The following is a 14,087-nucleotide window of genomic DNA, read 5'->3' as shown; positions in this document are numbered from 1 at the left end:
ACTATGTTCCTTAAGTCAATTCAGACTGGTAAGTATGTCTATACCAAGTGCCAAATTTAAACTTTAGATGCTTGGGCTTACAACCGTTTCTTAATTGATGCATTTTGAAATAGCTTTGTTTTTTACTGAGCGATGCAATAATTTTTTTCTTGACAAATTTTCATATAATCATATATAAATATGTTTATGAAAGAAATCACGGAGATATTCAAGCTCCTATCCGATGAATCAAGGCTCAGGATACTCATGCTCCTCGAAAAAAGGGAGTTATGCGTATGCCAGATAATGGGCGTGTTGAACATGTCGCAGTCGCTCATATCGAGAAACCTCTCCCTCCTTGCAAAGGCAGGATTTCTTGTAGGAAGAAGGGATGGAAAACTCATGTTTTACAGAATCAAGAAAAATCTCACCAAAGAAAACATGCTCGTTTTATCAGTATTGAAGGAGCTTTTAAAAGATGATAGGGTTTTACTGAAGGACATCGAGTCTCTGACGGAATGCGAAGATTTTCAGAAGAGGACAGGCAAGTGCGATATGGAGACATTCAAGGCATTCATGAAGCAAAAAAAGAAAAAGAGAAGTGGAGGACGTTATGTTTAAGGCAATAGGCTATAGGCAATGGGCTATAGGTTACTGGCAGAGGGTTTTTGTTTTTTGTCTGTTTCTATTACCCATCGCCTATTGCCTATCGCCTTCTGTTGTCTTTGCTTCTGAAAAACAAGTCTCCCTTTCGGATGCAATCAGAACCGCACTTGAGAACAACCATGAGGTGCTGGCCTTTAAAAATTCCCTCTCTGCGCAGAAAGAAGATATAGGGGTTGCGCGGAGCTTCCTGCTTCCAAAGATAACATTCGAGGAAAGATACATGAGGACAAACAGTCCGACATATTCTTTTATGGCAAAACTTAATCAGGAACGCTTTGCACAGTCCGATTTTGCAATAACATCGTTAAATGACCCAAAACCGATAAACGATTTCCAGACATCCCTTTCATTTGAACAGCCTGTATTTGTAAGAAAGGCAAATATCGGACTCGACATATCGAAAAATGAATTCTCTGCAAAGGGCGAGGAATTTATAAGGAAGAAGGAAGAAATAACCTTCAGGGTTGTTCAGACATACCTGATGGTTCGTACGGCAAAGGAGCATGTTACGGTTGCAGAAAAGGCTGTGGAGGATGCAAAAGAGCACCTGAGGATAGCCGAACTGAGATACAAGGCAGGCTTAGGTCTTTATTCCGATATCCTCAGGGCATCCACATCTGTTACAGATGCAGAGCAAAAGCTCGTGAGTGCGCAGAAAAATCTCAATGTCGCAAAAAGGGCATTGGGAATGCTTCTGGGAATGTCGGAATCTGTCGACTCAAATGATGAAAATCCTGAATTCACAGCGATGGGCATTGATTATTATACCAATGCATCCCTGTCACGAAAGGATATCAAGTCCCTCGAACTCCGGCATCAGAATGCCAAAAACAGCATAAAGATTGCAGAATCGGGCTATCTTCCATCCATAGGCATAGGCGGCACATACCAGCTCAATGACCATAAAAGGCCCTTTGGCTCGAAAGGCGACAGTTGGCAGATCATGGCGTTTCTTCGATGGGAATTGTTTGACGGCACAAAGAGAGAATATGAAAGGTCGAAGGCAAAATATAAAGCGGCAGAGACAGAAGAATATCTCAACGGACTAAAAAAGGCAGTTGCGTTCAAGGTTTATGAGGCGTATCTCGGTGTAGAAGAGGCACGGAAAAATGTTGAATTATCAAAGGCTGCATTAAAGACCGCAGAAGAGGGCAAAAGACTTGTGAAAATAAGATACGAGAATGCATTATCGCCTATTGTAGATTTAATAGATGCGCAGGTAAGCCTTGACCGCGCAAGGGCAAACCTCGTGGCAAAGGAGAACGAATACAGGATTGCAGTGGTCAATCTGAGTTATGAAAGCGGGACAATTCTAAGGGATTTAAAAATTGAACAATAAAGTCTGGAGGATATCTACTATGAAAAGGCTTTTATCCATAATATTTTTAGCTGCTCTGCTTTTAATGTATAGCTGCAAAGACAAGGTAAAACCCGGCACTGCCGGGGTAAAGAGGCAGGCAGTAACAGGAGTAACCATGACAGAAATCCACCCTGTACAGGTCGATGAATACTACGAAACATCGGGCACGGTCAAGGCAAAGACTATAAGTGTCATTGCAAGCAGGGTAATGGGAACCATAACATCCGTAAAAGTGAAGGAAGGCGATAGAGTTCATGCTGGGCAGGTGCTCATGACCATAGATGACAGGGATATCGCACAAAGGGTCAAGGCAGCAGAGAAGGCTGTTGAGGCTGCAAAACAGAACAAGTATTTGTCGGATATAACGTACCAGAGATATAAAAAGCTTCACGATGAAAAGGCAATATCGCAGCAGGAGATAGACCAGATAGAGACCCAGAAAAAGGTCGCTGATATGGAATACGAAAAGGCAAGGGCAATGCTTGCAGAGGCACAGGTACATCATGGATTTACGAGAATAACTGCACCCACATCAGGGGTCGTAACAGAGAAAAAAATAGAATTGGGCAGCATGGCTGTTCCCGGCATACCGATTTTAACCGTGGAAGACAACTCGTATTTCAGGATAGAGGCAAATGTTGATGAGAGGCTTTCAGGAAAACTTAAAATAGGAATGCCCGTTGATGTGATCATTGACTCCATAGGGCAGAAAACAAAGGGCAGGCTATCAGAGATCATCCCTGCAGTTGACCCTATGTCAAGGACATTTCTCATTAAGGTTGATCTGAAAATGCCTTCATTAAAAACAGGAATTTACGGAAAGGTTCTCATCCCCGAAGGCAAAAAAGAGGCGATACTTGTTCCTCAAAAAGCAATTGTGGAGAAGGGACAGCTTGTTGGGGTTTATGTTGTGGATAAACAAGGAGTCATAACATACCGCCTGATAAAGGCTGGAAAGAAATACGGCGAACAGGTAGAGGTATTGTCAGGCTTAAACGGCGGAGAGAAGATAATTGTCGATGGAGTTGAAAAGGCTGTGGACGGAGGAGTTGTTAAATAATGGAAGTAATAGGTACGGCAGGTAAAATTGCAAAGGCATTTATAAAGTCAAAGCTCACGCCACTTATTGTCATAGCTTCACTCATACTCGGCGTATTCGCTGTAATAGTAACTCCGAGGGAAGAAGAGCCTCAGATAGTAGTGCCTATGATAGATGTCTTTGTCTCCTATCCGGGGGCATCAGCAAAAGAGGTTGAGGAAAGGGTTACAAAACCAATGGAAAAGCTTCTATGGGAGATAAAGGGCGTTGAGTATGTCTATTCCATATCAAAGCCGGGGATGAGTATGGCCATTGTGAGGTTCTATGTGGGGCAGGATATGGAGAAAAGCCTTGTCAATCTATACAACAAATTATGGTCTAATTTTGACAAAATTCCGCACGGAGTGTCACAGCCCCTTGTAAAACCGAAATCCATAGACGATGTGCCCATACTTACATTCACTCTATGGAGCGACAGATATACAGGCTATGAATTGAGAAGGGTTGCGGTTGAGGTCGCTGATGAATTAAAAAAAGACAGTGATATAGCCGAATTCAACATAATCGGAGGGCAGAAAAGACAGGTAAGGATAAATTTAGAGCCTTCACGGCTGAGGGCATACAATATCTCCCCTTTACAGATAACAGATATTCTCCAGAAGGCAAACTTTGTCCTGCCATCAGGTGCATTCCCTTCATCAAATAAAGAATTACTCGTTGAGACAGGCGGATTTCTCAAGGACGCACAGGAAGTTGGGAATGTGGTTGTGAGTGTATTCAATGGAAGGCCTGTATATCTGAGGGAAGTGGCAAGGATAACCGACGGCCCCGAAGAGCCTGCAAACTATGTGTTTATGGGATTTGGGCCTGCAGCGAAGGAAGGCAAAACCGGCACATACGAAGCAGTGACTATCGCCATTGCAAAGAAGAAAGGGACAAACGCCACACACATTGCAGAGAGGGCACTTAAGAAAATAGAAGCAATCAAAGGCAATATCATTCCTTCAGGAATTGAGATAACAACAACGAGAAACTATGGAGATACGGCAAAGGAAAAGTCCGACGAACTCCTCGAGCATATGTTTATCGCAGCTATCTCCGTAACAATCCTCATAGCCCTTGCACTGGGCTGGAGGGAATCCATAGTTGTTGGCGTTGCAGTGCCTGTAACGCTCGCTCTCACGATACTTGTGAACTACATGTACGGATACACACTTAACAGGGTCACACTCTTTGCCCTTATATTCTCCATAGGTATCCTCGTTGACGATGCCATAGTAGTGGTGGAAAACATCCACCGTCATTTCAAGATGGGCAGGGTCTCTCCAGAAACAGCAGTACTGGCTGTTGATGAGGTGGGAAATCCAACAATACTCGCCACATTTACGGTTATTGCAGCCCTTCTCCCCATGGCATTTGTTTCGGGATTGATGGGGCCTTACATGCGCCCCATCCCGGTTGGCGCCTCGGCAGCAATGCTCCTTTCATTGCTCATCGCATTCATCATCAGTCCATGGCTGAGCTATATTGTGCTTAAAGGGACCAAACACGATGACAGGGGAGAAAAAGAAAACAAGATACTCGGCGCATTAAACAGGATATATGAGAAGAATCTCAGGGGACTCCTCGATAACAGCAAAAAAAGAACACTGTTTTTCGGATTTGTAATGCTCTTGCTGGGAGGTGCATTCATACTGGTTCCCCTTAAACTCGTCACTGTAAAGATGCTTCCATTCGACAACAAGAGCGAGCTTCAGGTGATCATCGATATGCCGGAAGGCACAACCCTCGAAAAGAGTGCTGCATTATCGAGGGAGATAGGAGAATATCTAAAGACAGTGCCTGAGGTCACAAACTATCAGGTATACGCAGGGACAGCAGCGCCTTTCAATTTCAACGGCCTTGTGAGGCACTATTTCATGCGGTCAGGGAGCAATGTTGCAGACATTCAGGTGAACTTTGTTCCTAAAGATGAGAGGAAGGCGCAGAGCCATGAAATTGCAAAAAGGCTGAGGCCAGAGATTAAAAAAATAGGTGATAAATACAATGCAAGAATTAAGGTTGTAGAAATACCTCCTGGCCCGCCTGTCCTCAGCACCCTCGTTGCAGAAATTTATGGCCCTGATTTCAACAGGCAGATTGATATTGCAAAACAGATTAAAAACGTCTTCGAAGACACAAAAGGAGTGGTTGATGTTGACTGGTATGTGGAGGATGACCAGAAGAAGCTCATATTCGAGGTCGATAAAGAAAAGGCTGCATATCATGGAATAGACACGGAAAAAGTGGCACAGACGCTCCATATGGTCTTAAACGGCGCTTCTGCAGGCCTTGCGCACATCGAGAAGGATAAAGAGCCGGTGGAACTGCATCTGAGGACTCCAATTTCCCAGAGGGCGGGCATAAATGATTTAAGGGAAATAACGGTCCTGTCACAATCAGGAATTCAGGTTCCCGTTGCCGAGCTTGTAAAAGTCAGAGAAGGCATCGAGGATAAGACAATCTACAGAAAAAACCTGAAGAGGGTCGTCTATGTCACAGGTGAAGTGGCAGGGACCGAAGAAAGCCCTGTGTATGCCATATTGAAGATGAAGGAAAAGATTAAAAACCTCAAGCTTCCAGAAGGATATGAACTGAAGCAATATTCTGCAATACAACCATGGCTTGAGGACAAATATTCCATGAAATGGGACGGAGAGTGGCACATTACATATGAGGTATTCAGGGATCTGGGAATAGCATTTGCAGCGGTTATGATCTTGATATATGTAATGGTTGTGGGATGGTTTAAATCCTTCATGGTTCCCCTTGTAATAATGGCTCCTATTCCCCTTTCGCTTGTTGGAATACTTCCGGGACATGCCATCATGGGGGCATTCTTCACCGCTACATCGATGATAGGGTTCATAGCAGGGGCAGGAATAGTTGTAAGGAATTCGATCATACTGGTGGACTTCATAGAACTTAAGCTCTCAGAGGGGGTGCCGCTCAAAGAGGCGGTTGTGCAGGCAGGAATAATAAGGTTCAGGCCCATGCTCCTTACTGCTGCTGCAGTTGTCGTGGGCTCATCGGTGATACTATTTGACCCGATATTCCAGGGAATGGCGATTTCGCTGATGGCAGGAGAAGTAGCAGCAACACTGCTTTCGAGGACAATAGTGCCTGTGCTTTATTATGTGTATAAAAGCAAATCAATGTCCTTTATCCCTAAATAACAAAAACAGGAGGCATAAGATGTATATCGCAAAAACCGATAGCTGGTATCTGGAGAGGCTGACGTGGCTCATTGCAGGGATATTCGCACTCGCAAGCGCCATACTCGCTGCTATCCACAGCCCATATTGGTTGATTTTAACAGGGCTTGTTGGAGTAAACTTAATTATATTCGCCCTAACAGGCTTTTGCCTCATGGCAAACATCCTGTATAAATTAGGGGCAAAACCGAGACTGCAAAAATAAGGAGGCGACTGAAACCTATGGGGCTGCTAGGACCGGTCAGGTCTTTTTATAAAGGCTCAGAAATTGCTTTCTGAGCCTTTATTTTATCTTCTTTTTTATCTGCGAGCATATTCCGTGCAGCATTTTTAATTCCCAATCAGTGAGCCCCGCCCTGCCTATAAAGTGCTTCAGGTTTTGCATAATCTTTCTCTCAAGATCTCTATTGCCTTTTGGAATATATTCGAGCAGTCTTAGTGTTTCTGCTACTCGTTTGTATAACGATATTAGTTCTTCATGATTGACCAATATTCTTTTTTCTTTCCTTAACTCCCGGCTCCTGACTCTTGACTCCTGACTTTTGTATTCCGCCTTTGAAAGCTCATATGCGACAATCAATACTGCCTGGGCTAAATTCAATGAAGGCTGCTCCTTGCTGGTTGGTATTGTGATAAGAAATCCGCATTCTTCAACTTCTTCGTTATATAACCCTCTATCCTCTCTGCCAAATAAGATAGCCACTTTATTCTTCAGGGCAATGTCATGAAGCCGTCCAGCTCCTTCCTCAACATTCAGGAAAACACCCCTTCGGCGGCCTTTTCTGCGGCTTGTCCCTGCGATAATAGACTTGTCTTTTACAGCATCTGTAAGGCTGTTAAAGATCTCTGCAGAATTCAGGACATCGAGGGCATTGCACGCAAGCCATCTCGCCTCGTCGGTAATAACAGACGGAGGATTTACAAGACAGAGGTTTTTAAACCCCATATTCTTTATCGCCCTTGCAGATGCGCCGATATTGCCCGATTCTTTCGGTTCAACAAGAATGAAATAAATATTGTCTTTCCAGTTCCTCATTCTTCTTTTTGGTCAAAAAAATAGGGTGGAAGCATTTAACTTCCGCCCTTTATTGTTAACTGAATTAGCAGCCCTCGATTACTTTCTTCTTCTTTGCAGGTGCAGCACCCTCTTTTGTTACTACGCCGCCCTTAATCTCAACCTTATCGCCGGCCTTTGCGTCAGCAGTGTCCTTAACCTCAACTGTTGTCTCCTTGCCCTTGTCATCTTTTATAGTTATCTTCTTGCCCTCAACCTTTGTAACGGTGCCTTTTACGTCTGCTGCAAAGCTGAGACCGACAACGCCAAGGGTAAATACCAGAGCTATCAATAATACGAGGATCTTCTTCATCTAATTCACCTCCTTTCGTTAATTTTTTTTTGAGCAATTAACATGCCATGCATGCATTTGGTTAATTTTACAACAAACTTAAAGTTTTCAACAACAAATCTCTTTCCTAAAACAGGAAACCAATTCCCAAAGGAGGATAAAAGTCCCCCTTTTGCCCACTAATCCTTCATCGGCTTTATGAACATGAAATAAGTCATTGTCCAGTTGCCGAGGATTATAAACACCGTAGCGACTATACTCTGAAGGGATAATGCTGACATACCTGTCAGCGAATGTCCAACAGTTCAGCCACCGGCAACTGCGCCGCCGAATCCCATTACAAGTCCTCCTAAAAAGACCCTTACCAACTCATTCGGATCTTTCGGTGCAGTTAGTTTGAATTCCCCGAGACCCTTTGAACTCATATAAGCGCCTAAAGGGACACCAATAACATAAAGGGCGCTCCATGTTATCACGCCGATTCCGAGGATGTTGAACATCGGGTCAAAGGGCGCCTGACTGTTTCCGGTTAAAGCAAACATAAGAAAATCGGAAAGAGGGCCGGAAAAAGAGAGTCCCCTTGCCTGTCCACCCCAGAAATAAGAAGCCCACCACGCAAGGACAACTACGACTCCTATCAAAGCTCCGCCAACTGACCACGACCAGCCCTTCTTTGGACCTTTTGCAAAAGGTTTGCCCTTCAATACTACCGGGATGATTATGGCTGCGATTACAGCGATAATTATCCACTTCATTCCCTGCCCTCCAAGTATATCCCACAGGGCCGGGCTGGTTATAGCATCTTCTCCGCCCCCGATCGAAACCTTATAGCTTTTCAAAAACTTGCTGATAGGTTTGAGCGGACCATGCATTGTTGAAATCAGGCCTACACCGAAACCGAATGTGGCTATAGTAGCAGCGAATTGCCCTTCGCCTTGCTTATATAAAACACCACTACCGCATCCGCCAGCCATAACAATACCGAGCCCGAAGATATACCCGCCAATAACGGCTGCAATAGGAGCAAATGCCTGTCGCCTCAAGCCGTCAGCACCCATAAGTCCAATGTCCTCAATAAAGTTAGCGCCGATAATAGAAATTACCAATGCCAGAAGCCATGCCCTAAGCAATGTTATATCGTTTACAAAGATCACGTCTCTGAATGCTGAGTTCATTCAATACCGGCCGCGCTGAAGGACAAAACCGAATAAAATGCCTACCAGCACACCGCTGAGCAAGACCATAATGCTTGCCTGTGGTATCCCCTCCATTTAAACCTCCTGTATTGTTTATTGACAAGCCAAAGGCTTGTTCTACCAGACCATGACCTTGTCTGCCTTCTCTATAAGCTCTACAATCAGGTCGTAATTTTTATTTTCATTCATGTTAAGGACTTCCACATCATTGCCTTTTCTATGTTCTTCGATTATCTTTTTAACACTATCTTCGGGTTCTGTCTTTAATATATGAAGTATTTTCATTATTAATATGGCAAAATATTGTCATATTTCAGAAGTCTTTTCGCAATATCTTCTGTTGGAATATGCTCTATGCCTTCATTTAAAGCAGTATTTGTATAGAGGCACAATCTCATTTCTTTGATCATTTCGAGGTTTAATGAAATATTATCGGATGCTTCAAGTTTTCTGTCAAATATGTATATATCCACATCATTCAGCACTGAAAGTCCTATACCCATACGCAAAGCCTCTGGTTGCCTCTCCCTTACTATAACGGCTATCTTTTTCATAAAGTTAATGAGTTTATGTGTTAATGAGTAAATGGGTATATGAACATATGGGTTTTAAAAATATTCTTTTACTCATATACTCATTTACCCATATGCCCATTTACTAAAACACTATCACTTTATCCGATTCCCTGTTCATAACCGCATTGTCATACTGGCTTCCGCAGATAATCCCCTCTGGAACTTCTTCATCAGAAATCCCCATCTTCTTCCGGTTAAAGTCACAGAGACTCATGGAAACGCCGTCTCTGTCTTTGAGGGAAACAATTCTGCTGTCTGTTATCAACCGGCAGCCTTTATCCATGAAAAAGAGAACAACCCGATGTCCCCTGCCAACTGCTGCCTCTGTGATGCCCACAACATCATCCCTGTATTTGTCGGTAGTAACAAGTATGCCAAGTGTCATATCGGTTTACAATTTCTTAACAACCGCTAATTTTGTAGCATAAGACAATAAAAAAAGTAAACCCCAGTTGCAGGAATTTAAAACTGTTTAATTCCTGTAGCTGTCCTTCTACATCTCGACCCTCGTAATAACCCCGTGCAGCTTTCGGGATGGGAGTTTATAGAACTGGACGAACGCAGGCGTTACTTTCTTTATTATGGAAAACATCTTCCATACAGCACTTCTTGTAGTTATGTCCTCTATGCCGTAGAATATCGTCTTTTCATCTATCCCTGCTTCCCTCAATAGCTCCTCAACATCCACTACTTCCATGTATCCGTACTGAATCTCAAACAGCCTGAGACCCTTTGTAATGTCCTCTTTGAAGTATCCGGTAACACCAAAGGGGTCGTCTCGCTTGATTATGGATACAAATATGTTGTCCTCGTATATAATGCCGTGATAGAACATTGTCTGTGTGATATAAAAGGGTATCTCCTTAATATCCCTTATAAGAAAAAGTGCAGTGCCTTTTATCTTTGCTATTGTGGGATATGCCTTTGTAAACTTATTAAGAAACTCCTCCAGAGGTATGAACTTCATCATCTTATAAAGCCGTCTCTGCCCTCTGGTATAAAGCATTATTGTTAGAAAAGGGATAGAGGCGAGTATTATAGACCAGTAGCCGCCGTGGGGTATCTTTGAAATATTTGCTCCAAAGAACAGGAGAACTACAACAATTATAAACATGGAAATTATGGCATTTAACCTCTTTCCTCTAAGGAAAAAAATCCATGTCATCAAAAAAGCGGTAAGGATCATGTCTCCGTTCACCGCAAAGCCATAAGCAGCCGCAAGCTTGCTGGACTCTCCAAACTCAAACATGATAAACAGCACTGCTAAAAGGAGAAACCAGTTTACAGAGCCTATGTATATCTGTGCCCTCATTTCTTCAGAAGTGTAGTCAACTTTAAACATGGGCATAATGCGGGTATTTATTCCCTGATATACTATGGAAAACATGCCGCTGATCATTGCCTGAGATGCAATGATAGTCGCAACAATGCTCAATAAAAGAAAGGGAACATAAAGAAGCGGCGCCTGATGAAACACCATACTGAAAAGTATATTCTTTGCCTCTGGATGCTGCAGTATATATGCCCCCTGTCCAAAATAGTTCGTCAACAGGGCGATAAAAACAAAGCTCCATGCTTTAAGTATAGGCTTTCTTCCCAGATGTCCCATGTCAGCATACATGGCCTCCCCTCCAGTCGCACAGAGAATAACCTCCGAAAGGACAAGATAACCAGAAACCCCGTTGTCAGCAAAAAACTTAAAGGCATAGTAAGGATTCACCGCCTTTACAACAGACGGCACCTGCAGGATAGATATGATACCGGAGACCGAAAGGGACAGAAACCAGATAACCATTATAGGACCGAAGGCCCCTGCCACCTTACCCGTTCCTTTTCTTTGAAAGGAAAATAGCGTGATTGCGATAATGGCAGCTATAAGTATGAGCACCGTCTGAGGCGTCTTCTCAAACCCCGGAATGAGAAGCGAACCCTCAACTGCACTGAGTATGCTTATAGCTGGTGTAATAACTCCATCACCGATAAGGAGAGATATTCCTATGAAAGAGAGAAGCGCAACGAATGACGCCTTCCGGCCTGACTTAAGCAGAGGTACGAGCAATTCCTTTAGCACGATAGTGCCGCCCTCGCCTTTCTTTCCAAGGCTCATGGCAAGCCACGCGTATTCGACTGTTACGAGTATAATTAGTGTCCAGACGATAAGAGAAAGAACACCCATCACATTTTGTTGGGTAGGCTCTGTAAGGAGGAAGATAACAGTGAGCGTATAAATAGGGCTTGTCCCGATGTCCCCGAAGACAAGACCGAGGGATTTTATTATTCCCTTTATAGGCGACTCTTTTTCGAGCATGTTTAAATTATACTCCTCTTAAAAGGCTTGGTATTATAAAACTTTTGCCTGAAATTTTAAAGGAGTCTTAAACAATATGAACAAGGTATATTACAAGAAATATCCCGATTGCAAGTACGGATATGGTGAGCAGTACGTCGAGTATTAACGAGGGCTGATATGTATCTTTATCTATTTGCTTCTCAACTTTCTTATACCTGATAAATGCGAGTACACCCATCAAAGCACCGAGAGCCACAAGAGAGATTCCGAAGAATGATGAATATCCGCGTGGAGGAGGGATGACTTCTTTACCTAAAAGATATGATATCTGTTTTACGAATAAAGCGAACTTCTCCACAACAAAGCCAAAGGCCATTATCCCTATGCTCGTCCTTATCCATGCGAGGAATGTCCTCTCATTCGCCATGTGCACACGGCGATTGCGCACCTTTGAAGACTTTTTATCTTCGATCATCTCAGACATGCCGAGTGTTTCTAATTATTCGCTTCTATCTTCTTTTTTTCTTCTGATGGCTCTTCCGCAAGCCCTTTCTTGAACCCTCTTATTGCCTCTCCAAGACTCTTTCCGAGGGACGGGAGCTTGCTGGGGCCAAATACCACAAGGGCGATAACAAGGACAACCATCATCTCAGGCAATCCAAGACCGAACATACTTACCTCCTGGTATAATCTTCACCCATAGATATGGGTAAAGAGGTTTATAATAGTTTATAAAAGTCTTTAAGCAGGAAAGACAGTTTGCTTTCCTCCTTATGGGTCTCTCACAGAGAGACACCATTTACAAAAGACTACTGCTTCCTGTCTGTCTGACTGGGAAATATTTATTAAGGATGCTATGGCTTCTGGTTGATACCAGAAGACCATTTATCTTCCAGGCTATATTTGGTCAGCACATGACAAGAAGCCTGCTTAACATCTTTTATTTAAGAAAGGAGTCTCAATATGTTCCATCTCGGTATTGATGTTTCCAAAAAGTCTGCCCGTTACTTCATTCTTGATGAATCAGGCAGCAAGCTTAAGGCTTTCACCCTCGTCAATGACAAAGAGTCGTTGGAAAGTCTGCCGGAAAGATTTAAATCTCTTTCTATAACCGCAGATAATCTCCTCATCGGCATCGAAGCAACCGGCAGTTTCTGGGAGAACATCTACTCCTTATCTCAAAAACAAGGGCTTTAATATCGTCCTCTTAAATCCCTACCACACAAACAAGTTCAGAGAGGCATTAGCCAAAAAGGCTAAAACAGACGATACAGACGCCCTTATTATCGCCCAACTCCTTAGAGCTGGAGAGTATGTTCAAAGCCAGGTGGCTGAAGAAGATATTCAGGCACTAAGAGAGCTGACAAATCTCAGATATGAGTTTGTCAAAGAGAGAAAAAACCTTCAAAGACAGGTTTATTCCCTCTTGAGCATCGTCTTTCCTGAGTATGACAAAACAGTTATTGCCAAACCGTTTTCTCAGGCATCTATGGCCATTCTTACGAAGTTCCCTACTGCCAAGCATCTATCAGAAGCCAAGCCGAAACATATTGAGAAGATCGTTCGTAAGATTGTCGGCAACAACTTCAACATCCAGGAAATCCAGAAGCTCGTAGATACCGCCAGAAACTCCATCTACTCGAAAAGGGCAAAGGATGCAAGGGCAACCACATTACGGATGCTCATTGGCCACATCGAAAACCTTTCAAACTCTATCGAGGAAGTCGAAAAACAGATGAAGGCGATCCTTTCTCCTTCCGACAAAGACGACAGCTTCCCCGGTGAGAATCTACTCTCCATTAAGGGAGTTGGCGATAAGACCCTTGCAGCGCTTATCTCTTATCTCGGCTCTGACGGCTCTAACTTCCCTGATTCCAAGGCCGCTGTAGGATATGCAGGCTTTTATCCGAAAATCTACGAATCAGGACAGACCAGACGAGATAACAAAATCTCTAAAAGAGGGCCGAAGGTTCTTAGGTGGGCCCTATATATGGCTGCTGTTGCATCTCTCAGACACAACAAGGAAATGAGAACCCTTTACCATAAGAAACTATCTCAGGGTAAAACTGAGAAGCAGGCCCTCATATGCGTTGGGAAGAAGCTCCTCCAGATCGCCCTCAGTATGCTTAAATCCGGAGAAGCCTATAACCCCGCAAGGGTCTTTGTCTCACACTAAATTTTCAAAGATCGTTCTTTGACAACTGAAACTGAACTTTTATGGTGGACTGATCGGAAATCGACCAAGCCAAATGTCCTAAAGATGTCTGCTTATTCAGCACATCTAAAATCGATTTTCTCTGTCCAACCCATATCTAACTATTGCCTGTTTTTTTGCCTTGACACCTTTATAGGATGTCTTTTAATCCACAGTTACTGCACTAA

The 14,087-nt window shown here is 43.4% G+C and carries 15 protein-coding genes and 1 pseudogene; 7 read left to right on the top strand and 9 right to left on the bottom strand.

The features are described from left to right. Positions 1-186: 186 nt before the first annotated feature. From V7L97_RS09060 to V7L97_RS09040, 5 genes are read left to right on the top strand one after another with little or no spacing between them, the layout of a single operon-like run. Entirely contained in the window at positions 187-600 is a 414-nt protein-coding gene (locus V7L97_RS09060; protein WP_333655232.1) for an ArsR/SmtB family transcription factor, read from the top strand. Continuing rightward, entirely contained in the window at positions 593-1,984 is a 1,392-nt protein-coding gene (locus V7L97_RS09055; RefSeq protein WP_333655230.1) for a TolC family protein, read from the top strand. The genes V7L97_RS09060 and V7L97_RS09055 overlap by 8 nt, the downstream gene beginning before the upstream one ends. A gap of 19 nt (positions 1,985-2,003) precedes the next feature. Beyond that, positions 2,004-3,065 (top strand): efflux RND transporter periplasmic adaptor subunit, encoded by a 1,062-nt coding sequence (locus V7L97_RS09050; RefSeq protein WP_333655228.1) that lies wholly within the window; start codon positions 2,004-2,006, stop codon positions 3,063-3,065. Next, a complete protein-coding gene (locus V7L97_RS09045) occupies positions 3,065-6,259 on the top strand; it encodes an efflux RND transporter permease subunit (RefSeq protein ID WP_333655227.1) in 3,195 nt (1,064 codons plus the stop codon). Before V7L97_RS09050 ends, V7L97_RS09045 begins: the two co-directional genes overlap by 1 nt. A gap of 19 nt (positions 6,260-6,278) precedes the next feature. After that, positions 6,279-6,503, top strand: a complete 225-nt coding sequence (locus tag V7L97_RS09040; RefSeq protein ID WP_333655226.1) for a YgaP-like transmembrane domain — start codon at positions 6,279-6,281, stop codon at positions 6,501-6,503. Between the two features lie 78 nt (positions 6,504-6,581). On the opposite strand, the gene V7L97_RS09035 is transcribed toward V7L97_RS09040, so the two are convergent. The 9 genes and pseudogenes from V7L97_RS09035 to tatA all read right to left on the bottom strand — a co-directional run bounded on the left by V7L97_RS09035 (position 6,582) and on the right by tatA (position 12,377). After that, positions 6,582-7,334 carry an RNA methyltransferase gene (locus V7L97_RS09035; RefSeq protein WP_333655224.1) on the bottom strand — a complete coding sequence of 251 codons (753 nt, stop codon included), beginning with the start codon at positions 7,332-7,334 and terminating at the stop codon, positions 6,582-6,584. Positions 7,335-7,398: 64 nt separating this feature from the next. After that, a complete protein-coding gene (gene extJ / locus V7L97_RS09030; protein ID WP_333655222.1) occupies positions 7,399-7,665 on the bottom strand; it encodes a selenite/tellurite reduction operon protein ExtJ in 267 nt (88 codons plus the stop codon). 158 nt (positions 7,666-7,823) lie between these two features. Beyond that, positions 7,824-8,819, bottom strand: a pseudogene (locus V7L97_RS09025) (YeeE/YedE family protein). Between the two features lie 138 nt (positions 8,820-8,957). After that, positions 8,958-9,125: a hypothetical protein gene (locus tag V7L97_RS09020; RefSeq protein ID WP_333655219.1), complete on the bottom strand. Its 168-nt coding sequence runs from the start codon at positions 9,123-9,125 to the stop codon at positions 8,958-8,960. A gap of 2 nt (positions 9,126-9,127) precedes the next feature. Continuing rightward, the gene (locus V7L97_RS09015) at positions 9,128-9,394 is read right to left on the bottom strand and encodes a hypothetical protein (protein WP_333655217.1); all 267 of its coding nucleotides are present in this window, start codon (positions 9,392-9,394) and stop codon (positions 9,128-9,130) included. Between the two features lie 103 nt (positions 9,395-9,497). Then, positions 9,498-9,800 carry a hypothetical protein gene (locus tag V7L97_RS09010; RefSeq protein ID WP_333655215.1) on the bottom strand — a complete coding sequence of 101 codons (303 nt, stop codon included), beginning with the start codon at positions 9,798-9,800 and terminating at the stop codon, positions 9,498-9,500. Positions 9,801-9,908: 108 nt separating this feature from the next. Next, entirely contained in the window at positions 9,909-11,723 is a 1,815-nt protein-coding gene (locus V7L97_RS09005) for a KUP/HAK/KT family potassium transporter (protein ID WP_333655214.1), read from the bottom strand. A 67-nt stretch (positions 11,724-11,790) separates the two neighbouring features. Continuing rightward, entirely contained in the window at positions 11,791-12,180 is a 390-nt protein-coding gene (locus V7L97_RS09000) for a YidH family protein (protein ID WP_333655212.1), read from the bottom strand. A 20-nt stretch (positions 12,181-12,200) separates the two neighbouring features. Then, complete coding sequence (gene tatA, locus V7L97_RS08995) at positions 12,201-12,377, bottom strand: twin-arginine translocase TatA/TatE family subunit (RefSeq protein ID WP_333655211.1); 177 nt, start codon at positions 12,375-12,377, stop codon at positions 12,201-12,203. A 291-nt stretch (positions 12,378-12,668) separates the two neighbouring features. On the opposite strand from tatA, the gene V7L97_RS08990 reads away from it, so the two are divergent. After that, positions 12,669-12,902, top strand: a complete 234-nt coding sequence (locus V7L97_RS08990; protein ID WP_333655210.1) for an IS110 family transposase — start codon at positions 12,669-12,671, stop codon at positions 12,900-12,902. Next, positions 12,823-13,881, top strand: a complete 1,059-nt coding sequence (locus V7L97_RS08985; RefSeq protein WP_333655233.1) for an IS110 family transposase — start codon at positions 12,823-12,825, stop codon at positions 13,879-13,881. Before V7L97_RS08990 ends, V7L97_RS08985 begins: the two co-directional genes overlap by 80 nt. Positions 13,882-14,087: the final 206 nt, after the last annotated feature.

This window comes from Dissulfurispira sp., from assembly GCF_036745535.1.
Lineage (GTDB): Bacteria > Nitrospirota > Thermodesulfovibrionia > Thermodesulfovibrionales > Dissulfurispiraceae > Dissulfurispira.
Note: the sequence above shows the minus strand (reverse complement) of the source record. Positions and strands in the feature narration are given on the sequence as shown.